This window comes from Streptomyces bugieae (genome assembly GCF_036352915.1).
In the GTDB taxonomy this organism is placed as follows: domain Bacteria; phylum Actinomycetota; class Actinomycetes; order Streptomycetales; family Streptomycetaceae; genus Streptomyces; species Streptomyces endophytica.
This window is the reverse complement of record NZ_JAZBJP010000006.1, coordinates 89,381-112,256: the sequence shown is the minus strand read 5'-3', so window position 1 is coordinate 112,256 and position 22,876 is coordinate 89,381. Positions and strand designations below refer to the sequence as shown.

Sequence of the window (22,876 nt, the reverse complement as noted above, 5' to 3'; positions counted from 1 at the left end):
TCAACGGAATATCTTCGGCAGGCTCAGCGCGTATGCGCGTGTGAAGAGCGTGCCCAGGGGCTTCACGGGAGGAGCCACACGCGACGAGAACGGGAGGAGCCACACGCGACGAGAACGGGAGGAGTCACACGCGGCGAGAACGGAGAACTCGGGTGATCAAGTGGGCCGGCTTGATCATCACGTTGTGCGGAGCCGGCAGGGTGAAGAATTGCCGCTAGCCCACCGCTGCTCTTGCCGCGGCCACGAATGCGGCGATCGCCGGATGGGTACCACCGCCCGCGCGGAAGGCGACCCTCGATCGACGGAACAACGGCAACTTGGTCAACACCACGCCCGCGGGGGGATGCGCCGTGGCCATTTCCGGTACGAATCCTGCCCCTTGCCCGATGGCGGCCAGGCCCAGCGCTGTGCGGAAGTCGTTGACCTGGTGGTGGATTCTCGGCTGGAACCCGGCCGCCTGGCAGGCGCGCACGGCCATCGCGTGACCCGTCGTGCCTTCCCGCGCGGTGATCCAAGGGGCCTCGGCATACGGCCCGAGCAGCTCGGCCAGCGTGTTGCCGCGGCTGGTGGTCTTGGTCGCGGTGTTGGTGGCGAGGTACATGGGTTCCTCGAGCAGGGGCACCTCGTCCACGGTGGTGTCCGGTGACGCGGGTACGAAGTCGTAGTCGTGGACCAGGGCCACGTCGAGCTCGCCGGCTCGCAGGCCGTCGGAGACGCGTGCCGAGTCGATCTCTTGCACCATCGGTTCCAGCGCGGGATGCCGTTGGGCCAGCTCGGCCAGTGCGGCGGGAACGATGGTGTGGCCACCGGAGGGGAAGGTCCCGATGCGCAGCGACCCGCCGATGCCCTCCCGCGCGCTGGCGAGTTCGGCGACCGCCAGTTCCAGGCGTTCCAGCACGGCATCGGCGTGTGCGACGAGGGACCGGCCGGCGGGCGTGAGGATCACACGCCTGCCGCTGCGTTCCAGCAAGGCCACGCCTGCCTCGCGTTCCAGCACACTCAGTTGCTGGGAGACGGCTGATGCGGTGAAGGTCAGCGCCTCGGCCACGGCGGCGATCGTGCCCCGCCGGTCCAACTCGCGAAGCAGGTAGAGGCGACGCACATCGAGCATAAGTTCAGCTTAGGTATCTCGGCAGAAATCGGCAATGGACCTACAGGATCGGCATGAGCAAGGGTGGGAGCATGAAGTCCGATCCGAATTTCACAGGCCTGTACGTCCCCCTGGTGACTCCGTTCACCGACGATCTGCGGGTGGCTCCCGATGCGCTGGCCCGACTCGCCGACGAGGCGCTGTCGGCGGGCGCCTCCGGGATCGTCGCCCTCGGCACCACCGCGGAAGCGGCCACATTGACCGCGGAGGAGAAGCGAACTGTGGTGGACGTCTGCTCAGCCGCCTGCCGGGAACACGGCGCCCCGCTGATCGTCGGGGTCGGCACCAATGACACCGCCACCGCCATCGAGTCGCTGCGCGAGCTGGCGACCAGGGGCGACGTAGCCGCGGCGCTGGTTCCCGCGCCGCCCTACATCCGTCCCGGTGAAGCGGGCACACTGGCGCATTTCACCGCGCTGGCCGACCACGGCGGCATGTCTCTGATCGTGTACGACATCCCCTACCGCACCGGGCAGACGCTCAGCGCCGACGCGCTTGCGGCACTCGGCCGCCTACCAGAGGTCGTCGGGGTCAAGCACGCGACCGGTGTGATCGATGCGACCACGGTCGAGTTGCTCGCCTGCGCACCGCACGGCTTCGCCGTGCTCGGTGGCGACGACGTCGTCATATCACCCCTCGTCGCGGCGGGCGCACACGGTGGAATTCTCGCCTCGGCCAATCTCCGTACCGCCGACTACGCCGAACTCATCTCGCTGTGGCGTCGCGGCTCCGGCGCACCCGCCCGCAGGCTCGGAGCCGAGCTGTCCCGTCTGTCCGCTGCGCTCTTCGCCGAGCCGAACCCCACAGTCATCAAGGGAGTGCTGCACGCCCAGGGGCGCATTCCCAGCCCGGCCGTCCGGATGCCGCTGCTGGCAGCCTCCACGAGCTCGGTCCGTCGAGCGGCGCTCCTGGCCGGCAGCGGCGCTCCTGCAACGGCGGCTCACTGAACCAGGCTCTCGCGGCCATCGTCGCCGCCGCAGGAAGTGCGGACCTGCCCGACGTTGTCGGTGTCGGGTCGGTGTCGTGCCCGGCCCAGGCGGTCACGCGGCACGGGCGGCCGACCGGCCGGCGGGGGCGCCATGCCTGTCCTCCGACGGCACCCTGACGTTCGCCACGTACGACATGGAGGGCTCCCACCACGGGCAGCGCTGGAGCGGCGAGGTCGGTCCGCTGACGGAGCATCACGAAGTGCAGTGCAACGGGAGCATGGACCGGACCGCGGGACAGGCGGCCGGGTCAACCTCCGGGATGGTCCCCCACGCCCTGGCGGCCGAGGTCCGCGCCATCGAGCGTTCACCGGACCAGAGCCTCCGCGAGTTCCCGCGGCCGGGCGGCAAACGGGCTGTGGCTTCCCGGCAGGGTGTGGACGGTGAACGGCTCGCCCGCTATGGCCCGGTCGGACTCCGCGATCATCAGGTCCTGTGCGGCCGGCGGCAGCGCCCGGTCCTCCGCGCAGCGCAGGAAGGTGCGGGGGATACGGCCCCACCGCGCTGCGGTCAGCGTGATGGGGGTCGCCGGGACGGCCAGCGGCAGGTCGGGGCTGAGTGCGGAGCGCCAGCGGTCGAAGCGGTCGGCGGGCGTGTCGTGGTAGTGGGTCTGCCGCAGCTCCTCGGCGTAGGCGGGGTCCGACGAGATCGGATCGATCCGTACGGCGCCCAGCGCCTGGGGATCACCGAGGCTGAGGCTCTGTCCTCGTGCGGTGGCGCTCTCGGGGGCGCTGAGGTAGTCGAAGAACCGGGGGCGGCCGGCGGGGACGAACGCAGAGAGGTAGACGATGCGGTCGACCAGCTCGGGCGCGCGCTCCGCGGCCAGAGAGGCGGGGCCGCCGCCCGCGCTGTGGGCGACGAGCACGACACGGCCGTAGCGGCGGACCCGACGCAGCGTGTCCAGGATTGCATCGGCGCAGTGGTCCATCGTCACGTCGGCGAGCTGCGACCTCTCGGTCAGCAGACCGGGCCGGCCAGGCAACAGGTACCCGGTGGGCAGGGGGGCGTCGAAGCCGTGACCGGGCAGGTCGACGGCCACGCCCGCGGCGCCGAGACCGGCGAGCGCGCGCTGTGTCGCCGCCCACTGCCACGAGCCGTGCCAGGCGCCGTGGACGAGAACGAAGACGGTGTTGTTCACATCGGTGTTCAGGGAGGGCGTCATGGTTCCCATCCCAGTCGGCGACAGCAGCGGCATCCATGGGAAGACCTGGCACACTGCCTGGCGATACTTTGCAGGTATGAAAGGGGGATCATGGAGGCGCGGCATCTGCGGTACGCACTCGCCCTCGCCGCGCATGGACACTTCGGCCGGGCGGCCCACGCGCTGGGTATCGCACAGCCCCCGCTGTCCAAGCAGATCGCCGACCTGGAGCGCGAGATCGGGGCCCGGCTGTTCGACCGTACGCGCCAGGGCGTGTTCCCGACCGCCGCGGGCGAGGCGTTCCTCGCCCGGGCGCGGCGGGCGCTGGAGGAGATGACGGCGGCCACGGTGGATGCCGGCCGGGCAGCGCGCGGCGAGACGGGCCGGCTGCGCCTGGGCTTCATCGCCTCCGCGCTACTCGACCCGCTGCCGGACGTCCTGGGCCGGTTCGGCCGCGAACGGCCCGACGTACGGCTGGAACTGCACGAGATGGCGTCCGGCCGCAGTGCCACCGCTCTCATCGCCGGAGAACTGGACGTGGCCGTCACCCTCGGACCGCCACGGGGCGCCGGGGCCGAGCACCTGGTGTCTGTACCGATCGGTCACGACCATCTGATCGCTGTTGTCAGCAGCGCGCACCCCTATGCCGGCCAGGCGTCGGTGAGCGTGGACCAGCTGCGGCGGCAGCCGCTGATCGTGGCTGCGGGGGAGGACGAGCCCGCGGTCACCGCCGGGCTGCGCACCCTGCTGGGCGAGGACACCGCCGCACTGGACGGTGCGACCGTCGCCAGGGACGTGCACACGATCATCGGCCTGGCCGCCTGCGGGGTCGGCGTGGGCCTCGGACCCTCCCGCATGCTGTCGGTCCCACGCCCAGGCATCCGGTTCTGCGAGGTGACCCCGCGCACGGCGCTGCCCGACCTGGTCCTGTCCTTCGCCGACCGCGACCGCTCCCCGGTGCTGAGCGCCTTCCTCGACATCGTCCGCAACAACTGCCCCGACGTCGGTGCCGCGCTCGACCGGCGGTTGGGCCACACACGAGTAGGGGATTCTTGCGCGAAGCAGCCCTGAGCGGCGCTCTCGGCGGCGACCAGGCCGCAATTTCAGCACTGTTGAAACTGCGTCAGGTACTGCCGCAACGGATCGCCCACCGGGGGGCTGGGCGAGAGGGACGCCGCCTTCGTGCACACCCCCAGCCCCGACGAACCGCAGATCACGCCCGGCAAGCTGCTGGAACTGGCGGCCGCGTGCCGCCGGTCCGAGCGCGCCCGCATGTCGTACCGCGACTGGCAAGGAACAGCCACCGTCCGAGACCTCGATCCGTGAGGCTCACGTGTTCCCTGGGCTGAGTTCACGTATTTCCCCATCCCCGGGGCTCGTGCCAGTTGGCCAGGTGAGACTTCCCACCGCCGGCCGGTTGATGGGGAGCTCCCTGGCAGTCACAGATCACGGCCGGTGTTCGATGCGCGGGCTGTCCCGACGGTACTGCCGGCTGGCAGAATCCTCGATCATGGCGAACAGCGGACTGTGGGTCGGCGTCCTCACTGCGCTGACCGCGCTCGGAGCCAGCTACATCACCGCGCGGGCAACCTCGCGCGCGGCGCTGACCCAGGCCCGGACAACCACGACGGCAGAGGCCCTTCGTGAGCAGCGCGACCGGCGTCGATCCACCTACCGGGAGATGATGGACTGCGCGCACGCATTCAATGAGGTCACCTGGCAGATCGACGACGTCGACGCGACGCGAGACCAGGAGACCAGGGACCAGCTCCTACGGCAGATGTATGAGTGCATCGGCCCGGCTATAGGGAACATGAACAAGGCGACCCATGAGGTCCGTCTTGACGGTCCTGCCGAGGTTTCCGCCGCGGCGGAGCACCGGGTGGCGGACGCCGCACGGGCGGGGCGTCGGAGCCTCTGTCGTGATCAGTGTTGGGGATGTGGCGTGGAGTGGAACAGGGGACGCCGCTTGGGCGCAGCGCCGGGAAGGAGACGGCCGACTTCGACCCGCATTCTGATGGCGTGGATTACCTCAACCACCCCGAGGACAATGGCCATGATGCCCGTCACCAGGGTGAGTGCGGCGATCGAGGCGAATGGCGCAACGATCAGCGCTATGCCCGCCAGCATGCCGATGATTCCCGAGAACATCATCCAGCCCCGCGCCGGCATGGCCGGGGCGGAGGCCGCCGTGGCCGTCACCATGATGCCGCGCAACAGCCAGCCGAAGCCGATCCACAGGGCGAGCAGCAGGATCGACTGCAGGGTGCCACGGAAGCAGATCAGTCCGAGCAGGACCGAGACCGCTCCCGCGAGGAAATGCAGCGCCCGAAGATGTGCGGGAACGTGCGCGCCGAACGCGGCGGCCAGTTGGAAGGCCCCGACGAGCAGCAGGTAGATGCCGAAGAGCACACCGATGACCTGCAGCGTCCCCTTCGGCCAGGCAAGAACCACAATGCCCAGCGCGATGGCAGCCACGCCCGCGGTGAGAGCGATCTGCCAGCCCGCGTTCGCCAGGGCGCCCAGGGTTTCGGTGGCGGAGGCGTCTTGGGGCCCGGTGCCTGCCGGGCGCGGAGGGCCGGTGCCTGAGGTGGAATCGGAGGGAGATGCCATTCCAGATCACCCTTCCAGGGGCAATGTGGTCGGATGGGTCGTTTCCATCGTCACCCGTTCGGCCCGCGATCGCCCGGCAAGGGCGAAGGGCGCTTCGGTGGCGACATACCCTCACGAGCGCTTTTTGCGCGATGGCTGTCCTGGAAGTGGTGGTCGCCGGTGTGATCGCTGGGCCGGGCCCTGGAAGCCGGGCCCCGCAAGCCTTGCGTGGTGGAACTCGGCTCTGCATCATCCGGGCCCTTCGGTCGCGCTGGAGGCACGCTCGCGAGCTTCCTGGCCGTCCGGTAGGGCCGCCGGTCCACTTGGCGGCCCTGCGGAGGGTGGCCTGCGGTGTCGGGCGAGCTCGGGCTAGCCGGCCATGGCCGGCTGACCGAAGCAGGTTGCGCGTGGGACGGCAGGGCACGGAGTGCTGCGGATGGTCCCTTGTCGGGAGCAGAGAGGGACCGACGGTGGAACTGTGCTGCTGTCGGCTCATCCGGGATCGTGCCGGGGCACCCACCCGTCGGTCACCGTCCGTGCTCGTCCGGTTCTGTGCTGACGCGATCGGCTGCTCGTATGTGGTCGGCGAGCGCAGCGACGCTGTGCTCATCGGCGTGATCGTGGCGCTCTCCGCCGATCTGGGCCTCGTCAACGAGTACCGGGCGGAGAAGGCCGTGGATACGTTGCGCGCGAAGATCCGGCACCGTGCGGTCGTGCTGTGCGACGGGCGCCCGCAGGAAGTCGAGGTGATCGGCCTGGTCGACTCAGGGTGGGACCATGACCAGGATGCCGTTTGCGTCGAGGTGTCTTGACGTACCGTCAGCTACGAGGGGCGAGGGGCGAGGGGCGAGGGGCGAGGGGCGAGGGGCGAGGGGCGAGGGGCGAGGGACGGGGGACGGGGGCGGAGATCAGTGCGGGACGTGCTGGCCGGCGCGGCCTCGGGCGCGCCAATCCTGGGCCAGCTCGTCCTGCCGACGCCCCGCCGGGCCATACCCGTTGGGGGTGGTGGACCTGGTCTGGGCACTCGACGACGGCGGTGATCACTGGTCGTTCAGCCGCCCTGGCCGTGTTCCGGCGCCTGGCTGTCGGCTCGGGCCTCGCGCTGGAGACCGGCCACGCGGCGGAGTGCCTCCTTGAACCTGGCGTACTCCTGTGCGCCCAGTGCGTTGGCGTGGCGTTGCTCGATCGTGCGCATGATGGAGGCGGCGGCCTCCATCTGGAGCAGGCCGCGTTCGGTGGGGTAGATCAGTTTGGCGCGGCGGTCTGCGGGGTCGGGTTTGCGTTCCACGTAGTCGAGGCGTTCGAGGTCGTCGACGAGGGTGCCGATGACCTGTTTGTGCTGTCCGGAGGCGCGGGCGAGTTCGCTGGCCCGGATGCCGTCGGTACGCAGGTACGCGAGGACGGCGCCGGTGCGGGGCTGGATGTCGTCGAAGCCCTGCTCGGCGAGCGCGGTGAACAGCTCGCGCTGAACGGAGAAGAGGACCTGGGCGGCGAGCACGCCGAGGTCCGGGTCCCCAGTGTGGTGCTTGCTCAACGCTTCTCCCGTCCCGGCGCTCGTCCGCCGCTGTGCTGGGTCACCAGCGATTTTATTCCTCCGTCCAGGGACTCGGACGGTGTCGACCCGGTCCCGGGCGGCCCCGCAGGGGCGGGCGCTTGCGCTCCGGAGGGCCGAGGCGTAGCGTCAAGAGGTCACTAAAATTGACTATCAAGATTGGTGACTATATCGGCTGGCTCCATCACGAAGGAGCGGATGATGAGCGAACACAGCAAGTTCCTGGAGCCGATCACCCGGGAGAACGCCGCAGTGGTGCTGGTCGACCACCAGGTGGGCCTGCTGTCCGGCGTCCGGGACATCCCGGTCGGCGAGCTGAAGCACAACGTGGTGGCCATGGCACGGGCGGCGATCGTGCTGGGTGTCCCGCTGGTCGTCACCACCACCGCGGCGGACAGCATGTGGGGGCCGACCACTCCCGAGCTGGTGGAGGCACTTCCGGCCGGACACAAGATCATCGACCGCAGCACGGTCAATGCCTGGCATGACGACCGGGTTCGCGAGGCCATCGAGGCCGCCGGTCGGCGGAAGCTGATCTTCGCCGGGGTGTCTCTCGAAGTGTGTGCGGCACTGCCCGCGATCGCCGCGACGGCTGCCGGGTACGACGCCTATGTCGCCGTGGACGCCTCCGGCACCTTCAGCCGGACCAAGCGTGAGGCGGGCCTGCTGCGCATGCAGCAGGCCGGTGTCATCGTCAGCGACTACGCCACCCTCCTGGTCGAGGCCCTCGCCGACAACGGTCTCCCCGAGGCCGGCGCCTCCTACGCCGCCCTCGACATGCCGTTCGCCGTCCTGGTCGGCCAGATCTCCGCGGCCTACCAGGCCTAGACGCTCGATCCGGCCGGCAGCACGGCATGCGCGATGCCGGTGAGGTTGCCCTGTGCGACCAGGACCTCCCGCCGGTCCGACCCGTCGAGGCCGGCCGAGTAGACGCTGCCGCCCAGGTCGGTCGCGTAGATGCGCCTGTCATCCGGATCGAGGGCGATGCCGATGCCTTCCATCAGGTATCTGGGACGCTCTCGGGCGTACGCGGTCCGTCCGGCCGGTGCATCGGTGCGCGGTTCACGGTGTTGCCGCGCGCCCGGTCCCCGCGATCGGTCCAGTAGAGCAAGCGCTGTGCGTGGTCGAGTTCGAGGTCGATCGGCTCCGGCAGTCTTCGAAGAGCACGTCGATGTCGCTGCGTTCGGCCGCTTTCTCCCCCCGTGGGCAGGTCGATTCCGGCCCCAGGATCTTCCCTTGGCCCGCATCGCTCGGGCCCTGCTGGCTCCGGTAGAGGTGTCCACCCAAGTAGAGGGGTCCACCGACCGGATCGACGGCTACTCCCACATCCTCCAACTCGCCAACCAGACCTCGGCGAACAGCAACACGCAGAGCACGGCCCGGTCGCTGATGCTGCTCATTCACACCTCCAACGCGGGCTGGAACCACACCCCAACCCCTCATGTGACGAACTCTGACGCGTCCGTCCCCGCGGCGTGGTCAGGGCGCGGGGCGCCTCAGCCGGCGGCTCAGGAGGAGTGCCCCCGCGCCCCCGACCAACGAGGCGGCGGCGAGGCCGGTGAGCGCGGTCTCGGCCCGGGCGTCATAGGTAGACCCCGTGGCGGGCAGCGAGGGCCGGGCGGAATCGGCTGCAGTGGCGGCTTGGAGGACGAGATCGGTGACCGCTTGGGGGTGGGAGATCATGGCCACGTGGGAGGAGTCGATCTCCACTGTGTGTGAACCCGCACGCTTCGCCTCGAAGCGTTCCTGGTCGGGGTTGATTGTCTTGTCCTGCTTCGCGACGAGGAACCACGACGGGATGTGTCTCCAGGCCGCCACCTTGGCCTTCTCCGAGAACGCGGTCGTGGCCACGGGGCGTTGGGTCACCGCCATGAGCCTTGTGGTGCTCTCCGGCAGGTCGGCGGCGAAGACCTGATGGAGCCTGTCGGGCTTGAGGTAGAGGTCGGTCCCGTGGACGCCGCCGGCCCGGTAGGGAACGGAGTTCGTGGCGGTGCCGAGTTCGGTGGGGAACCTGGCGGCCAGGGACATACCGTTCTCGCCCACGTCGGGCATGAGTGCCGATACGTACACCAGGGACTTCACATGGGGGTTGCCTGCGGCGGCCGAGCTGATCAGGGAGCCGCCGTACGAGTGGCCCACCAGCACGATCGGACCCTTGATGCTGTCCAGCACGGAGGCGATGTAGGTGGAGTCGTTGTACAGCCCGCGGAGCGGGTTGGCGGGGGCGATGACGGCGTAACCACGGCGTTCGAGCCGCTCGACCACCCCGTTCCAGCTGGAGGCGTCCGCGAACGCGCCGTGCACCAGCACGATGGTGGGTTTGGCCGTGGTCGTGGTCGTGCCGCCGTCCGCGGCGGCAGGAGCTGCCACGGTCGTGCACAGGGCCAAGGCGCACCCGGCCGCGATGACGTGTGTGCGACGTATTCGGCGCCGTGAGCCGGGGGCCGGGCATGCTGCCATGGCGTTCTCGCTTTCGGTGAGACTTATGGCATCTGAGTGTTCCCCCCTCCGCACCGGCAGGCGCGGCCGTGCACTCCAATCGGGTGGTCCGATGACCGTCCGGTGCCGTGCGTAGAGCACCGGCTCGACTGGCTTTCCGTCGTAGCAACCGTGCCACTGCGCGAACGTCCGCTCGCCTCGGGCAAGCCACTCCCCGGCTCAGGTTGCCGTCGGCTGCGAACCACGGGCCATCGCGATCCGTGCACAGGGCCCCTGCGGTGTTCGTAGGTCGTGTCCTACATGGCTGTTGATCGTTGGCGGAAGATCAGGCCGCGAACGCGTGGGGTGTGCATATGACGTCCGTTTCTCCTCGTCCGGGACCGATTCGTGTCGGTGTGGTGGGTCTGAGCGCGAGCGGCGGGTGGGCGGCCGCCGCCCATGTGCCGGCGCTGGCCGGGCTCGACGGATACGAGTTGCGGGCGCTCAGCGCCAGCAGCGACGAGTCGGCGCGTGCGGCCGGCAGAAGTATGCGGTGCCGCTGGCCTTCAGCAGTGCGGAGGAGTTGGCCCGCTGTGAGGAAGTCGATCTCGTGGTCGTGACGGTAAGGGTTCCGCAGCACCTGGAGCTCATCCGGCCTGCGCTCGAAGCGGGAAAGATGGTGTTCAGCGAGTGGCCGCTGGGTGCCGATCTCGCGCAGGCCGAGGAGCTGGCGGACCTGGCGCATCGCAGGGGGGGGGTGCTGACTGCCGTGGGCCTGCAGGTCCGGTCGGCTCCGCCGCTTCGGTATCTGCGGGATCTGGTCGCCGAGGGCTATGTGGGGCGGGTGCTGTCGACCAGCATGCTCGGGTCGGGTGGCTATTGGGGCGCCACGTACGACGACAGCCATGCGTACCTGCTGGACGTCACGAGCGGCGCCACGCTGCTGTCGATTCCCTTCGGGCACTCGGTCGACGTGCTGGCCATGGTGCTCGGGGAGTTCCGCGAGGTGTCGGCTCACATCGAGAACCTGCGTCCCGAGGTCATCCACGTGACGAGCGGGGCGGTCGCGGCCAAGAGTGCAGAGGACCAGATCGCCGTCACCGGTCTGCTCGAATCCGGGGCCGTGGCCGCTGTGCACTTCCGCGGTGGAACGTCCCGTGCTACCGAGTTCCACTGGGAGATCAACGGCACGGAGGGCGATCTCGTCGTCAAGGCCGATCAGGCTCAGTGGTGGTGGGGGCAGCTGCGGTTGTACGGCGCCCGAGGCAATGACGGTGTCTTGACCGAACTTTCGGTTCCGCCCCGCTACCAGCGGTCGCTGACGCAATGGACCGAGCGATCCGCCGAGCCCGCCTACAACGTCGCCCACGAGTACGCGCTTCTGCGCGACCAGATCACCGGGAGCCTTGCGCCGGACACGGACGGCGTTCCCGACTTCCGGCACGCGGTCCGGCGGCAGGGCATGTTGGAAAGGATCCGAGAGGCGGCACGGACCGGCCGGAAGGTCACACTCGCAGAGCAAGGCTCATAGGCGGGCTCGTCAGGACTCGGGCGAGCCACTACGCCGACGCTTCCCGAGCGCCCACGTACCGAATAACACGCGAGCGGTACGCCGGGTTTCTCTCTGGCGCGCTGCTAAATTCGCGACTAAGGACCGCATCAATACCCCTACCGGTTCTGCATTCGGACCGGCGGCCGGATCCAAAACTCCGTGCATCGCCGACGTTCATGGGAACGACGATTCAAGTGCGCGGCGAAGGGACATGCTGTGACGACCGTCCGTGAAGCCACCATCGATCTGCTCAGGAAGCACGGTCTGAACACATGGTTCGGCAATCCCGGCTCGTCCGAACTGACCCTGCTGGAGGAATTCCCCACCGACTTCCGTTATCTCCTGGGGCTGCAGGAAATGGTGCCGGTCGGTATGGCCGACGGTTTCTCGCAGATCACCGGACGTCCCGCGCTGGTGATGGTGCACACCGCGCCCGGCCTCGGCAATGCAGTGGGCGCCCTGTACAACGCCTACCTGAACAAGACGCCGCTCATTGTCATCGCGGGCAACCAGCGTCGTGTCATGCAGAATCAGAAGTGCCTCCTGACCAACGAGGACGCCGTCCTGGTCCCACGTCCGTTCGTCAAATGGTCCGCCGAGCCGGCCATCGCGAGCGAGGTACCCGCGGTCCTCGCCCGCGCCATCCACGTCGCGATGTCTCCGCCCACCGGACCGGTCTTCGTCTCCGTGCCGATGGACGACTTGCCCTACGAACTCGACGAGGCCCAGATCGCGGAGATCGAGGTGATCCGGGACCGCGAGGTCATCCACGCCGGAGGGTTCCGCAAGGACCTGGCGAAGAAGATCGCCGGCCGGCTCTCCGCCGCGAAGTCACCCGCTTTCGTCGTCCACGGCGACTTGGAGCACGCCGGAGCCTGGGACCCGGTCGTGAAACTGGCCGAACGCAGCAAGGCCGCTGTGTGGACGGCACCGCTCCCGGGCCTGTCCGGTTTCCCCGAGAACCACCCCCTGTACCAGGGCATGCTCCCGCCCGGCGCCGGCTGGATCTCCGAAGAGCTCAAGGGCCACGACCTCGTCGTGGCGCTGGGCGGCCCGGTCTTCCGCTACTACCCCTACATCCCCGGCTCGTATCTGCCCGAGGGCACCTCCCTCATCCACATCACGAGCGACCCGGACGAAGCCGCCCGCGCACCCGTCGGCGACGCCTACGTGGCGGACGTCCGGGCCGCGGTGGAGGCTGTGCTGGGCGAGATCTCCGAATCTTCGCGCACCGCCCCCAAGGCCAGGCCCGACGTACCCCGTCCGGAACGGGCCGAAGTCCCGATGCAGGCCGCGGACCTGTGGACGGCTGTCGGCCACGCCGCTCCGGCGGACGCCCTGTTCGTGACCGAAGCCGGTTCCAACGAAATCCCGATCACGTCATTCGTACGGCCCGGCGCTTCCCTCTCCCACATGTCCGCTGTCGGCGGGGGCCTCGGATTCGGGCTGCCCGCCGCTGTCGGTGCCCAACTCGGTGCCCCGGACCGCCCGGTGCTCGCCCTCATGGGCGACGGGTCGATGCACTATGCCATCACGTCCCTGTGGACCGCCGCCCGCTACAAGGTCCCACTGACGATTGTCGTCTCCTCCAACGAGGAATACGGAGTACTCAAACAGTTCGCCGACATCGAGAGCACCACCGGCGTTCCCGGCCTGGACCTGCCCGATCTGAACATCGTGGCCACCGCCGCGAGTTACGGCATCGACGCCCACGAAGCCACCGACACCGACCAGGTCGCCGAGATGCTCCGCGCCGGAGTCGACGACCGGGAACGCCCGACCCTCATCAACGTCCGGACGAACAAGGTCAAGAAGGTCGCCCCACGCCTGGCTTGAGCCCACCAACCAGCAGAGCAACGCCCTCGGCGTCGGCGCCCGTGCCACCGTCGTCCATGGGGCCGCTACGAGGCGCCACCCAAACTTCTGCCGGCGGGTCACCTCCGCCGCGATGTCGCCCCGTGAGGTCATCGCCAGCTTTCTGAGGATGCTGGACACGTGGGTGGTGACGGTGCTTCGGGCGATGGACAGCCGAGATGCGATCTCGGGAGGGGAACACCCCTCGGCCACGTGCTCTGCAACGAGGCGTTCGGTGTGGGTGAGCGCTTCCATGAGCAGATCGGGGTCCTCGCTCAGCGAGCCTTGACAGCGGTAGGCGTCACCGAGCTGGTTGGGGCCGCCGCTGTGGTCGGCGCGCTGTTGCGCGGCGGCGTATCGCTGTGCGTTCGCAAGGTCTCCCTGTGCCAGGGCGAGGTGGACCAGATCGGGTGTCAGAAAGCTGAGGTTCCGCTGGTTTCCGCTGGCCCGGTGGCCGCTCCCGAACATCTCGGCGGGTCGGGAGTAGGCGCGCTGGACATCGCCCTGTGCTGCGTCCAGAAGGGCGTCAGCGCCAACGGCGGATACTCGTAGAAGGCAGCGGCCGCCTGAGCGGCCAGAAACAACGCTGCCAGCCTCATTTGCGGCGACGTCTTCTTGAGCGGCTTGGGAGCCTACTTGCTCAAGTCGCCGATGGCTGTGGAGTCGAGCGAGCCGGATCGAGGGCGGAAAGCCCCCCCTCCCTTCAAGCTCCTGACCAGCAGTGCAGGGCAGAGGATCGGAATGGCAGTTCTGCGACATTACCCCTGCCGACAAAGATGATGTCGCAAAATTACCAGCCCCTGAGGCGTGGAACCTGGTGAATTGATCACACAATGACTGGCGCTTCACAGGATGGAATTCATGGCCTCGACGACCACCGCCACCACTCCTTCCGGCGATACCGGATTGCCGACGCGATCGCCTCTCATCGGCTGGCTGGCCGTCGCCTCGGTGATGCTGGGACTCTTCTCGATCGTCACGACTGAGATCTTGCCGATTGGTCTGCTCACATCGATCGGATCCAGTTTCACCATCTCAGACGGGATGGCCGGCCTGATGATGACCATGCCCGGACTCCTTGCAGCAGTCTCCGCACCCCTGCTCACAGTGGCGACCGCACGGTTCGACCGCCGCCTCATGCTCTGTGTGTTCATGGCCCTGCTGGCCATGGCCAACTTCCTGGCCGCTGCCGCATCCAACTACTGGCTCATTCTGGTCTCCCGCATCATGGTCGGCATCACCATCGGCGGCTTCTGGTCGATCGGAGCCGGACTGGCCGAACGCCTGGTACCCGCTGAATCCGTTGGCCGAGCGACCGCAGTCATCTTCTCCGCAGTTCCCCTGGGCTCCGTGCTTGGTGTCCCGGCCGGGACCTTCATCGGTGATCTGGCAGGCTGGCGGGTGACGTTCGTCGTCATGGGCGCCCTGACCATCGGGGTACTCATCATGCTGCTCCTGGCCATGCCGGCACCCCCGCCCGCCGGGGGCACGCGGCTGAGCGTCCTGCGCGCCATGTTCCGCGGCGTGAACACCCGCTTCGCGCTCCTGCTGACATTCCTCGTCGTGTTGGCTCACTTCGGGACGTACACCTACGTGACCCCATTCCTGGAACAGGTCACACACACGAGCTCCCAGCAGATCACGTTGTTCTTGCTGATCTACGGCGCCGCGGGGATCGCCGGCAACTTCCTGGGCGGTGCAATGGTCACCCGCCGACCGCGTGCCGTCTTCGGCCTGGCAGCCGGCCTGATCGCGGTGGTCACCTTGCTCTTGCCGATCCTGGGCCGCTCGGCGATCGGCGCCGTGGCTCTGCTGATCGTCTGGGGTGTCGCCTACGGGGCTGTTCCCGTCTCGTCCCAGACATGGTTCGCCAAAGCGACACCGCACGCACCCGAGGCCGCCTCAGTGCTGTTCACCGCCTCCTTCCAAGCGACCTTCTCACTTGGAGCCCTGACAGGCGGAGTCGTCGTGGACCACAGTTCCCCGTCCATGGTCATGACGCTTGGCGGAATCATCGCCGCCTGCATGGTCTTGGCGGCATGGGCTCACTTCGCACGAGGTCTCACCTGGCCTGATGGTGGGCAAGACCGGGACGCCGAGCCGAACGCTGGTGGCGATGATGCGGAGTCTCCGAGCCGCGGTGAGATCACGAGTGCAGCCCGGCAGAGCCTGTGAGGCCTGGGCTTGTATCGAAGGTGCTTGTCACAGCCACTCGTTCCCTGGGAGTTGGCGTTCGCCAACCCGCAACCTCAGCGAGAACTCTGGGGCGACGATCCCGGCACATAGGTCTCCTCGCCTTACGTTCTGCGCGGCCGGGCACATCCCGTGGTGGTTCAATTCACAGTCCCGATCCGCACACCGAAAACACCCGCGCCAAGCTGGAACGCCTGGTGGCCCGCGGCATCCTCACCGAGCCCGAGCCCGAGCCCGAGCCCGAGCCCGAGCCCGAGCCCGAGCCCGAGCCCGAGCCCGAGCCCGAGCCCGAGCCCGAGCCCGAGCCCGAGCCCGAGCCCGAACCCGAACCCGAACCAGAGCCCGGGCTGTTCACCTTCGCCGATGCAGCACCAGCCACCTGCGGCTGAGTGCTTCACCTGGCGAGTGAGCGCCCGAGCTGGCGGGGCTGAGCTTTTCAGTTGGTGTATTGGGTGAAGTCGTGCGTTCTCCCAGTCAGGTGCCGCTGGAGGGCTCAGTCTGGCTTCGGCGTGGATCGTAGGCGTTGCATCTGGGTGTGGCTGAGCTCGTACGCCCGTCGCATATGACGGGCGATCACCTCCAGCTCGGCCTCGCTGTGGTCGTCGAGCAGCGACTGCCACGCCGGACCAAGGTCGTCCCACACCGCGGTGACGCGGGCGATGCGCTCGGGCACGGGCGTGACCAGCACCCGGCGTCGATCCTGCCGGTCGGGCGCGCGGACCACATAGCCACCACGCTCCAGCCGGTCCACCAGCCGTGTGGCCGACCCCGTGGTCAGACCCGTCATCTCGGCGATCTGCTTCACGGTGCGCGGCCCGGGGTCGGCCGTCAGCAGGCTCAGGCACTGCACGTCAGTCGGGTGCAGCCCGAGATGATCGGCGACAGCCTGGTTGAACAGCACATACGCCGCCAGATAGCGGCGCGACTCCATCGACAGCTCCTCGCGCAGCCGGTCCCGGCGTGCGTCTGTCACCTGGATCACACTCCAAATCGCTGCGCGGCGCAGCAGTCTCTGCGTAGTATTCACTGCGCGACGCAGTGAATGCGTCGCGCACCAATACTATCCACTGGGGGAACCATGCTCACCATCGCCGTCACCGGGGCCACCGGAGCCCAGGGTGGAGCCACCACACGCGCTCTACTGGCCGCGGGCCACCACGTGCGCGCGCTCACCCGCCGCCCCGACTCGCCCGCCGCCGACGCCCTGCGCGGCCTCGGAGCCGACGTGCGCCACGCCGACTTCGACGACCGCGCCTCCCTCGACGTCGCCCTCTCCGGGGCGGACTCCCTCTTCGCGGTCACCACCCCGTTCGGCACCGACACCACCACCGAAACCCGGCAGGGCAAGGCCCTCGTCGACGCCGCGGCAGCCGCCCGCCTCGGACACATCGTCCTCACCTCCGCCGCCCACGCCGACCGCGGCACCGCGGTCCCGCACTACGAGAGCAAGTACCTGGTCGAGCAGTACCTCCACACAGCCGACGTGCCCTGGACCGTGATCGCCCCGGCGGCATTCATGGACAACTACGCCAGTGGCTGGACCCTCGACGGGCTGCGCGACAACACCTTCGCCTGGCCCATGCCTGCCGACCGGCCCCTCACGCTCATCCCCGCCGCCGACATCGGCGCCTTCTCGGCGCTGGTCCTCCAGCGCCGCGACGAGTTCGCCGGCCGTCGCCTCGACATCGCCTCCGACGAGTGCACCCCTGGCCAGATCGCCGAGATCCTCGCGGTGGCCACCGACCGGCCGATCGCTCACCAAGAGGTCCCGCTCGCCCATGTCCGTTCCCGATCCGCCGACTTGGCCGCCATGTTCGAGTACTTCACCACCGCCGGCCTCGATGTCGACGTCGCCGGGCTGCGACGCGACTACCCCGAAGTCGGCTGGCACAGCTTCGCCGACTGGGCCGCCGACCAGGAATGGTCCGCACTCCTGGCCCCCGCCCCGGCGAATCAGTGAGACCCCAACCAAGAGCGCACCCCCACCCTTGCCACTCAATGAAGGAGCATCATCGTGAAACCCATCGGCTACTGGCTCAACCGCACGGACAAGGCCCTCACCCGCCACATGAACGACATGCTGGCGGAGGTCGCGCTCACCCGGATCGCCTGGCAGGTCCTCAACGTCATCCACGACACCCCTCGCGTCACCGACGCAGAGGTACTGTCCACTCTCTCCGCCAACGCCGATATCCCCACGCTGACCGCCGCCATTGACGCCGTGCTCGTCGATGACTGGGCGACTCGTCCCGCACCGGACCGGCTCTCCCTCACCCCCGATGGCCGTCTGCGCCTGGCCCACGTCGCCGAGCGCGTCGACGCGTTCCGCAAACTCTCCACCGCCGGCATCTCCCAGGACGAGTACTGCACGGCCGTCCACGTCCTCGAACGCATGACCCGCAACCTCGACACAGCGATGGGCGTCGCCTCCACGCCATGAGCCATCGCGGAACGCCCAGTTTCGCCCCACCCGCCAACTGATGCGCTCAGCCGTGCCACATCAGACGCTCATCCGTCGAGTGAAGTACTCGGCGACACCACCCAAGTGACCGACTCAAGCCGACATTCTCCCTCACGGGCCAGAACGACGCCTGCATCAGGCAAGCCGGCGGTTGGCCGTTCCAGGGTTGCCTGGGCTCACATGCACCCGGATAGGTGCTGCCAGTCCAACCACGCGGCGTATCCGCATGTGCCCGTAGCCATCACGCAAGCGCGGCCAGCAACAGATTCACGGCGAGACAGGTTGGTGCGGGCCAGGTATGGCGTCACAACAACACCAACCGGCGTGGCCCTTCTCATGTCACGGCAGCCCGTTCGGATGCTGCGCGGCTGCGGTGAAGCAGACGATCAGCTTTCACGTCGGCGTGTGCAGTGGGGCCGGCGTGGGCTGACGGGGCTGTCGAGGCCGCCTACGGCCGCACGGATGTGAGCCGGTCCGCGCCGGTTCCCGCCCGCGCACCACCAGGAGGGCTGCCCGTCTGCCGCGCGCGGATGCATGCCGAGGTTGTGCTCGTCACACAGAGGCCATGCCTGCCACAGACACTCGGTGACAGTCTCCTGCGCGGCGTCGGCGATTGCCATCAAGGCGAGGACAGGGTTGTCCGCCGAGTCCGGTTCCAAGACATTGCCGTGCCACTCGCCGTTGGCCAGGGCTATGTAGACGTTCTCGGCCTCGCCCTCGTTGTACGGGGGGAGTCCCTGCAGTTGCAGAGGTCCTTGGTCTGGCAAGGTCACCGCAAGATCCCGATTGACGAGGGCAAGAGCCTCGTCCCACAGCGGGTACTCGCCCAGCAAAACCCGACGGGGCTCGGGGAGATCGAAGAGAGCATTCATGGAGACCATCCTGCACGGCGGGCGGACGGCACTACCGTGCACCACGACGTAACAAAGACCTGGCAGGCCCCACACGACCCCGAGTACGCCACGAAGCATCTCTACGCGATCGCCGACGGCGAGGTCACACCGAGGAGGGCGAGCCCGAAGCCGTATTCTGCATGGATGAGTTCGGGCCGCTCAACCTCCAGCCCCCCCAATGGAGGCTTGGAGCAGCTTTGTGTTGTGTGAGGTGGGTGTGGCGCAGCATTTGCGTGGACTTCGCCGTTGGGGATTTGGCCGCTGGGGACCACCGGCAACGCTACGACCGCAGAGACGGGAGGGAATTGAGGCCCTCTCCGAGTACGTCGGTCAGAGGGGGAACGCGGGTCGGTGTGCCGTCAAACGATCATCGTGGGATGAGTGTGACTGAGCGCTGCCGTTGGCCTGTTGAGCGTTGTGGTCAGTCCGACATCACGGCGCGGTACTCGGGCGCGAGGTCCCGTGCTCCTTCGCACGGACGGCGGGCGGGGGCTCTTCACCGAAGACCCAGGGCGCCAGTACGACCAGCCAGCCGTCCGGGTCCTCGAAGAGGACGGCGCCGCGTTCCGGCCAGTAGGGATTCGCGGCGGGCACTGGGCTGTGCCCGTGCTCCGCGAGCCGTCGGGCGGCGACGGCGACGGCTTCGGGGCCGCGGAGGTAGAGCACCAACTGGTTCTCCGGGTGCGGCTCGGGGATGCGGGGTGGATCGCCGTGCTGCAGGAGCTCCATGTGCACAGGGGTGCCTGGCAGGCCGACGACGATGCCGTCGTAGCCGTGGTGGCCGCGCCATTCGGCGAGTACCGGCAAGCCGAGGACGTCGCGGTAGAAGACCAGAACGTCGTCGTAGTTCGCGGTCGGCCGGGCGAAGCGGACCGCTCCCACCTCGAGGTGGCTGGGCCAGGAGTGAGACATGGGGCGATGCTGGCACACGCCCGCAGGTGCCGAAACGGGCTTTGGACCTACGACCGGAGACCGACGCTCCACCACTGATCATTCGCGGCCATGACCTGCGGCCGCAAACGGCACCACGCACGTTGAAGGACACGCACGCCTTGCCATGTCGCCGCTCAGGAGCGGAAAGCTACATGCTCACTCCGGTGCACTGCGGCGACGCCCCACAGCTCATCGCGGTCAGTCCCGGCTGCCAGCGGCAGGTCACGTGCCTGGACGAGGAGCGCGCAGGTGCCGGCGGCGGGCCAGCTCTTCGTCGTCGACCAGGGTGAGCATGGGCTGACCCGGTGCGCACATCATGGTGACGAGGAAGCGGCTCCTGGAGTCCGTCCGGTTGTTTCCGTCCTGGTAGTGGATGACATCGCCGCCCGGTTCCCAGAACGTCTCCCCGGCCTTGATCACCCGCTCCGGCTCACCTTCCAGCTCGAAGAGCATCTCCCCCTCCAGCATGTAGCCGAAGGCAGGTCCCGAGTGGCGGTGCGGAGGGGTGCCGGGATCGCCGGGAGGGAACTCGACGATAACCGTCATTGCCTCCGCCCCCTCCGGAACGAACGGCGGTTTCGCCGACTGCAGCACGGTGAGCGCCGTCTTCCATGCTTCTGAGCGCGGTTGGCTCCCGGCGCCGCCTGCTGCCTGTTCGTTGTTCGACATGGCGAGGTCTCCAGTGCTGGGTCGGCCGGGTCAGGTGAGCCAGTCGGTGTAGTGGGTGGGGGCGATGCGTGCGTCGCCATGGGTGGTGAGCACATCGCCGTCGACAGCGGCGAACATGCCGGCGGTGTCGTCGGTGACGACCGTGCGGCCGTCGGGGCGGGCGTTCAGGGTGATCCGGCCGAGTTCGTCGAGGGGACGGACGTCGGGCCCGCCGACGTTGAGGGTTCCGTTCAGAGGGGTACCGGCGGCGACTTCGGCGACGGTGTCGGAGACGTCCTGGGCAGCGATCGGCTGGAGTGGGGTGCTAGGCAGGCGGACGGTGTCGCCCTCGGTGGTCCAGGACATGACGGCGCCCATGAACTCCATGAACTGGGTGGCGCGGACGATCGAATAGGGGATCGGCCCGGCCTTGAGGATGTCTTCCTGCAAGACCTTGGCGCGGTAGTAGGCGAGGTTGGTCACCTGGTCCCCGCCGACGACCGAGAGGATGACGAAGTGCCCCACCCCGGCTTTTTGGGCGGCGGCCAGGAGGTTGTCCATCGAGGTCTGGAAGAAGGCGGGAGAGGCATCGTCGAAGGTCGGGGAATTCGTCAGATTGATGACAGCGTCGGCTCCGGTCACCGCCTCCTTCACGCCCTGGCCGGTGATCACGTCGACACCCGTGGACGGCGAGTGCGGCACGGCCTCGTGCCCGCCGGCGTTCAGCTTCCTCACGACCTGCGACCCGATCAGACCGGTACCGCCAATGACTGCGAACTTCATTGGTCACCTTTCGCCGTGCATCGAGAGGTCATGCGTCCAGATTGCGGCGATACAGTGCACGGCGCACGCTGGCCCGTGCGCTCCTGGGTTTGCCGGTGGCGCTGCACGCGTAAGTGCCGCTCCGGATCGCTGCCAATGCGACGGCACGGGCCGGTCCGGCGGCCGGCTGCGGTCAGTGCTGCCGGGTCTCAGCGACTCGATATTGTCGCCAAGGAGAGCACCTCAGGGGAGCCCGGATCGAAGTTGAACCGGACCTGCACTTCCTTTCGTCGGCTTCGACACCCGAGATTCGGCTTGTAGGTGGTCAATGGCCGGAAGCGCGACGAGGAGGCGTCGGGGGACACCTCTGCCATCTCGCGAGTGTGCGGGCCCTGCCGCGTGCGCGCTCTCGCCGACTTCATGCCTGAGGTCGTTCCATTTCGCTGGTCAGGGGGTGTGCTCGCCCGGAGCGCCGCCGCCGAGGACGATCACGTGGTAGTCATTGATCTGTCGGAGACGCTCAACCACAGCTTGCTCGTCGTCAACGTCGCCGGGTTGGCCGACAGGCGATCAGTGGCCGCAAGCGCGACGATGGGAGCAAAGACCGATATCCGGAGGCGAGAAGGACGGGCAGCGAAATGGCTCCTGGTGGTGACATGTCCGGCGTGAGGGGCGATGCGTTGTCGTGACTGCGGCACCCAGTGATTCCGTCGCTCTCCGTCGGCCCATCCTCGCGGGTCAGACCGTCGTGGTCATCGGCGCCAGCTCGGGGATCGGCCTCGAAACCGCGCGGCAGGTGCGGGCAGATGGCGGCAGGCTGGTCCTGGTCGGCCGCAATCCCGAACGGCTGCAACGAGCTGCGGACGCATTGCATCCGCTCAGCACGGCGGCGTTCGATGCGACCGACACCGACCGTCTCCAGCAGTTCTTCCAGGGGCTGCCCGGTCCGGTGGACCATGTGATGGTGACGGCTGGCAGTCCTTCGTATCGGCCCTTGTCCGGCATGGATCTCGAGGACGCTCGCCGTGAGTTCGGGCAGCGGCTCGCCCTGACACTCGGTGTCGCCCTCTACAGCCGCGACAAGGTCCGAGCCGGCGGCACGTTGCTGTTCATGGGCGGTACCGGCGGTCGGCGTCCCGGCGTGGGGATGAGCATCACGTCCGCCCTTACGGCCGCGCTGCCTGCTCTCACCGCCAACCTGGCGCTCGAATTGGCGCCGATCAGGGTGAACCTCATCGCTGCCGGATTCGTCGACACGCCGCTGTCGGCCTCGCTGTTGGGTGATCAGCTCGATGCCCGGCGTGAGGAGTTGCGTTCCACGCTTCCCATCCGACGTGTCGTCGGCCCTGCGGACGTTGCCGCGCTGGCCGTTCACCTCATGTGCAACGACGCGCTCACCGGCGGCACATACGACATCGACGGCGGCCAGCAGCTCCTTTCCCATTGACTCCGCCGCGTGCAAGGACCTGGGGCCGCCGGGGCCGCATGCCGGTCGTGCGGGTGCGCGGTCGCGGTTCCGAGCGAGTGTCGATAGTGGGCATGACCTGCTACAGGTCAATACCGGCTGGACGTGATCAACGGCTGTCTGGCCGGCACCGGCTTGGCCCTGGGCCCGTAGTTCTCCAAGCCTGGGCCTGCTTAGCTATTGCCGCTGGTCAACGGCTTGATTTCGAGTGTGGCGAGCTGACTGGCCGCCATGTTGTCGGAGTTCGTGATGCCGGGTGCGGCGTTGGTGGTGACA

24 protein-coding genes and 3 pseudogenes are annotated in these 22,876 nt (G+C 68.3%); 14 read left to right on the top strand and 13 right to left on the bottom strand.

The window, feature by feature from the left end:
* Positions 1 to 214 precede the first annotated feature (214 nt).
* On the bottom strand, positions 215 to 1,111 hold the full coding sequence (locus V2J85_RS14645) for a LysR family transcriptional regulator (protein ID WP_261958204.1): 897 nt from the start codon (positions 1,109 to 1,111) through the stop codon (positions 215 to 217).
* A 71-nt stretch (positions 1,112 to 1,182) separates the two neighbouring features.
* Here V2J85_RS14645 and V2J85_RS14640 point away from each other — a divergent pair, with 71 nt between their 5' ends.
* Positions 1,183 to 2,097 carry a dihydrodipicolinate synthase family protein gene (locus V2J85_RS14640; protein WP_261958205.1) on the top strand — a complete coding sequence of 305 codons (915 nt, stop codon included), beginning with the start codon at positions 1,183 to 1,185 and terminating at the stop codon, positions 2,095 to 2,097.
* Between the two features lie 346 nt (positions 2,098 to 2,443).
* Here V2J85_RS14640 and V2J85_RS14635 read toward each other — a convergent pair whose 3' ends face one another.
* The gene (locus V2J85_RS14635) at positions 2,444 to 3,298 is read right to left on the bottom strand and encodes an alpha/beta fold hydrolase (RefSeq protein WP_261958206.1); all 855 of its coding nucleotides are present in this window, start codon (positions 3,296 to 3,298) and stop codon (positions 2,444 to 2,446) included.
* Positions 3,299 to 3,388: 90 nt separating this feature from the next.
* Between V2J85_RS14635 and V2J85_RS14630 the strand changes: the two genes are divergently transcribed.
* Positions 3,389 to 4,348 (top strand): LysR family transcriptional regulator, encoded by a 960-nt coding sequence (locus tag V2J85_RS14630; RefSeq protein WP_261958207.1) that lies wholly within the window; start codon positions 3,389 to 3,391, stop codon positions 4,346 to 4,348.
* Positions 4,349 to 4,459: 111 nt separating this feature from the next.
* A complete protein-coding gene (locus tag V2J85_RS41615) occupies positions 4,460 to 4,603 on the top strand; it encodes a hypothetical protein (protein ID WP_474064962.1) in 144 nt (47 codons plus the stop codon).
* Between the two features lie 600 nt (positions 4,604 to 5,203).
* On the opposite strand, the gene V2J85_RS14620 is transcribed toward V2J85_RS41615, so the two are convergent.
* Positions 5,204 to 5,890: an HdeD family acid-resistance protein gene (locus tag V2J85_RS14620; protein WP_261958208.1), complete on the bottom strand. Its 687-nt coding sequence runs from the start codon at positions 5,888 to 5,890 to the stop codon at positions 5,204 to 5,206.
* 515 nt (positions 5,891 to 6,405) lie between these two features.
* Between V2J85_RS14620 and V2J85_RS14615 the strand changes: the two genes are divergently transcribed.
* Positions 6,406 to 6,681, top strand: coding sequence for a hypothetical protein (locus V2J85_RS14615; protein WP_261958209.1), 276 nt, complete (start codon positions 6,406 to 6,408; stop codon positions 6,679 to 6,681).
* A gap of 239 nt (positions 6,682 to 6,920) precedes the next feature.
* On the opposite strand, the gene V2J85_RS14610 is transcribed toward V2J85_RS14615, so the two are convergent.
* Complete coding sequence (locus tag V2J85_RS14610; RefSeq protein WP_261958210.1) at positions 6,921 to 7,403, bottom strand: MarR family winged helix-turn-helix transcriptional regulator; 483 nt, start codon at positions 7,401 to 7,403, stop codon at positions 6,921 to 6,923.
* A gap of 219 nt (positions 7,404 to 7,622) precedes the next feature.
* Here V2J85_RS14610 and V2J85_RS14605 point away from each other — a divergent pair, with 219 nt between their 5' ends.
* Positions 7,623 to 8,249, top strand: coding sequence for an isochorismatase family protein (locus V2J85_RS14605; RefSeq protein WP_261958211.1), 627 nt, complete (start codon positions 7,623 to 7,625; stop codon positions 8,247 to 8,249).
* On the opposite strand, the gene V2J85_RS14600 is transcribed toward V2J85_RS14605, so the two are convergent.
* Together V2J85_RS14600 and V2J85_RS14595 are read right to left on the bottom strand one after the other, a co-directional pair.
* Positions 8,246 to 8,422 carry a hypothetical protein gene (locus V2J85_RS14600; RefSeq protein WP_261958212.1) on the bottom strand — a complete coding sequence of 59 codons (177 nt, stop codon included), beginning with the start codon at positions 8,420 to 8,422 and terminating at the stop codon, positions 8,246 to 8,248. The two genes, V2J85_RS14605 and V2J85_RS14600, sit on opposite strands and share 4 nt — an antisense overlap.
* A gap of 478 nt (positions 8,423 to 8,900) precedes the next feature.
* Positions 8,901 to 9,881, bottom strand: coding sequence for an alpha/beta fold hydrolase (locus tag V2J85_RS14595; protein WP_261958213.1), 981 nt, complete (start codon positions 9,879 to 9,881; stop codon positions 8,901 to 8,903).
* A 511-nt stretch (positions 9,882 to 10,392) separates the two neighbouring features.
* On the opposite strand from V2J85_RS14595, the gene V2J85_RS14590 reads away from it, so the two are divergent.
* Both V2J85_RS14590 and mdlC read left to right on the top strand, forming a co-directional pair.
* Positions 10,393 to 11,370 (top strand): Gfo/Idh/MocA family protein, encoded by a 978-nt coding sequence (locus V2J85_RS14590; RefSeq protein ID WP_315975516.1) that lies wholly within the window; start codon positions 10,393 to 10,395, stop codon positions 11,368 to 11,370.
* Positions 11,371 to 11,607: 237 nt separating this feature from the next.
* The gene (mdlC, locus tag V2J85_RS14585; protein ID WP_261958214.1) at positions 11,608 to 13,227 is read left to right on the top strand and encodes a benzoylformate decarboxylase; all 1,620 of its coding nucleotides are present in this window, start codon (positions 11,608 to 11,610) and stop codon (positions 13,225 to 13,227) included.
* Positions 13,228 to 13,395: 168 nt separating this feature from the next.
* On the opposite strand, the pseudogene V2J85_RS14580 reads toward mdlC, so the two are convergent.
* Positions 13,396 to 13,500: pseudogene (locus V2J85_RS14580) on the bottom strand (LuxR C-terminal-related transcriptional regulator); the annotation flags it as partial.
* On the opposite strand from V2J85_RS14580, the gene V2J85_RS14575 reads away from it, so the two are divergent.
* Together V2J85_RS14575 and V2J85_RS14570 are read left to right on the top strand one after the other, a co-directional pair.
* On the top strand, positions 13,459 to 13,797 hold the full coding sequence (locus tag V2J85_RS14575; RefSeq protein WP_261958215.1) for a hypothetical protein: 339 nt from the start codon (positions 13,459 to 13,461) through the stop codon (positions 13,795 to 13,797). The pseudogene V2J85_RS14580 and the gene V2J85_RS14575 overlap by 42 nt on opposite strands.
* A gap of 309 nt (positions 13,798 to 14,106) precedes the next feature.
* Positions 14,107 to 15,420 carry an MFS transporter gene (locus V2J85_RS14570; RefSeq protein ID WP_330821814.1) on the top strand — a complete coding sequence of 438 codons (1,314 nt, stop codon included), beginning with the start codon at positions 14,107 to 14,109 and terminating at the stop codon, positions 15,418 to 15,420.
* 158 nt (positions 15,421 to 15,578) lie between these two features.
* On the opposite strand, the gene V2J85_RS14565 is transcribed toward V2J85_RS14570, so the two are convergent.
* Positions 15,579 to 15,836 (bottom strand): hypothetical protein, encoded by a 258-nt coding sequence (locus tag V2J85_RS14565; RefSeq protein WP_330821813.1) that lies wholly within the window; start codon positions 15,834 to 15,836, stop codon positions 15,579 to 15,581.
* Positions 15,837 to 15,931: 95 nt separating this feature from the next.
* Complete coding sequence (locus tag V2J85_RS14560; protein WP_410011393.1) at positions 15,932 to 16,420, bottom strand: MarR family winged helix-turn-helix transcriptional regulator; 489 nt, start codon at positions 16,418 to 16,420, stop codon at positions 15,932 to 15,934.
* 96 nt (positions 16,421 to 16,516) lie between these two features.
* On the opposite strand from V2J85_RS14560, the gene V2J85_RS14555 reads away from it, so the two are divergent.
* Complete coding sequence (locus V2J85_RS14555; RefSeq protein ID WP_261958218.1) at positions 16,517 to 17,398, top strand: NmrA/HSCARG family protein; 882 nt, start codon at positions 16,517 to 16,519, stop codon at positions 17,396 to 17,398.
* A 54-nt stretch (positions 17,399 to 17,452) separates the two neighbouring features.
* The gene (locus V2J85_RS14550; protein ID WP_330821812.1) at positions 17,453 to 17,878 is read left to right on the top strand and encodes a MarR family winged helix-turn-helix transcriptional regulator; all 426 of its coding nucleotides are present in this window, start codon (positions 17,453 to 17,455) and stop codon (positions 17,876 to 17,878) included.
* A 407-nt stretch (positions 17,879 to 18,285) separates the two neighbouring features.
* Here the strand turns inward: V2J85_RS14550 and V2J85_RS14545 are convergent, their stop codons facing one another.
* On the bottom strand, positions 18,286 to 18,771 hold the full coding sequence (locus V2J85_RS14545) for a hypothetical protein (RefSeq protein ID WP_330821811.1): 486 nt from the start codon (positions 18,769 to 18,771) through the stop codon (positions 18,286 to 18,288).
* Between the two features lie 54 nt (positions 18,772 to 18,825).
* Between V2J85_RS14545 and V2J85_RS14540 the strand changes: the two are divergent.
* Positions 18,826 to 18,965: pseudogene (locus tag V2J85_RS14540) on the top strand (IS630 family transposase); the annotation flags it as partial.
* A gap of 259 nt (positions 18,966 to 19,224) precedes the next feature.
* Here the strand turns inward: V2J85_RS14540 and V2J85_RS14535 are convergent.
* From V2J85_RS14535 to V2J85_RS14525, 3 genes are all read right to left on the bottom strand, one after another.
* Positions 19,225 to 19,704, bottom strand: coding sequence for a VOC family protein (locus V2J85_RS14535; protein WP_261958221.1), 480 nt, complete (start codon positions 19,702 to 19,704; stop codon positions 19,225 to 19,227).
* 243 nt (positions 19,705 to 19,947) lie between these two features.
* Positions 19,948 to 20,394 carry a cupin domain-containing protein gene (locus V2J85_RS14530; RefSeq protein WP_261958222.1) on the bottom strand — a complete coding sequence of 149 codons (447 nt, stop codon included), beginning with the start codon at positions 20,392 to 20,394 and terminating at the stop codon, positions 19,948 to 19,950.
* Between the two features lie 30 nt (positions 20,395 to 20,424).
* Positions 20,425 to 21,156, bottom strand: a complete 732-nt coding sequence (locus V2J85_RS14525) for an SDR family oxidoreductase (protein WP_330821810.1) — start codon at positions 21,154 to 21,156, stop codon at positions 20,425 to 20,427.
* Positions 21,157 to 21,883: 727 nt separating this feature from the next.
* Between V2J85_RS14525 and V2J85_RS14520 the strand changes: the two genes are divergently transcribed.
* Both V2J85_RS14520 and V2J85_RS14515 read left to right on the top strand, forming a co-directional pair.
* On the top strand, positions 21,884 to 22,582 hold the full coding sequence (locus V2J85_RS14520; RefSeq protein WP_330821809.1) for an SDR family oxidoreductase: 699 nt from the start codon (positions 21,884 to 21,886) through the stop codon (positions 22,580 to 22,582).
* A pseudogene (locus tag V2J85_RS14515) lies at positions 22,579 to 22,689 on the top strand (IS630 family transposase); the annotation flags it as partial. The gene V2J85_RS14520 and the pseudogene V2J85_RS14515, both read left to right, overlap by 4 nt.
* Positions 22,690 to 22,876: the final 187 nt, after the last annotated feature.

Bases quoted from the DNA above. Each gene is read 5' to 3' on its own strand.
- V2J85_RS14645 (WP_261958204.1), bottom strand. From the start codon at position 1,111: ATGCTCGATGTGCGTCGCCTCTACCTGCTTCGCGAGTTGGACCGGCGG.
- V2J85_RS14640 (WP_261958205.1), top strand. From the start codon at position 1,183: ATGAAGTCCGATCCGAATTTCACAGGCCTGTACGTCCCCCTGGTGACT.
- V2J85_RS14635 (WP_261958206.1), bottom strand. From the start codon at position 3,298: ATGACGCCCTCCCTGAACACCGATGTGAACAACACCGTCTTCGTTCTC.
- V2J85_RS14630 (WP_261958207.1), top strand. From the start codon at position 3,389: ATGGAGGCGCGGCATCTGCGGTACGCACTCGCCCTCGCCGCGCATGGA.
- V2J85_RS14620 (WP_261958208.1), bottom strand. From the start codon at position 5,890: ATGGCATCTCCCTCCGATTCCACCTCAGGCACCGGCCCTCCGCGCCCG.
- V2J85_RS14605 (WP_261958211.1), top strand. From the start codon at position 7,623: ATGAGCGAACACAGCAAGTTCCTGGAGCCGATCACCCGGGAGAACGCC.
- V2J85_RS14600 (WP_261958212.1), bottom strand. From the start codon at position 8,422: ATGGAAGGCATCGGCATCGCCCTCGATCCGGATGACAGGCGCATCTAC.
- V2J85_RS14595 (WP_261958213.1), bottom strand. From the start codon at position 9,881: ATGGCAGCATGCCCGGCCCCCGGCTCACGGCGCCGAATACGTCGCACA.
- V2J85_RS14570 (WP_330821814.1), top strand. From the start codon at position 14,107: ATGGCCTCGACGACCACCGCCACCACTCCTTCCGGCGATACCGGATTG.
- V2J85_RS14555 (WP_261958218.1), top strand. From the start codon at position 16,517: ATGCTCACCATCGCCGTCACCGGGGCCACCGGAGCCCAGGGTGGAGCC.
- V2J85_RS14545 (WP_330821811.1), bottom strand. From the start codon at position 18,771: ATGAATGCTCTCTTCGATCTCCCCGAGCCCCGTCGGGTTTTGCTGGGC.
- V2J85_RS14535 (WP_261958221.1), bottom strand. From the start codon at position 19,704: ATGTCTCACTCCTGGCCCAGCCACCTCGAGGTGGGAGCGGTCCGCTTC.
- V2J85_RS14530 (WP_261958222.1), bottom strand. From the start codon at position 20,394: ATGTCGAACAACGAACAGGCAGCAGGCGGCGCCGGGAGCCAACCGCGC.
- V2J85_RS14525 (WP_330821810.1), bottom strand. From the start codon at position 21,156: ATGAAGTTCGCAGTCATTGGCGGTACCGGTCTGATCGGGTCGCAGGTC.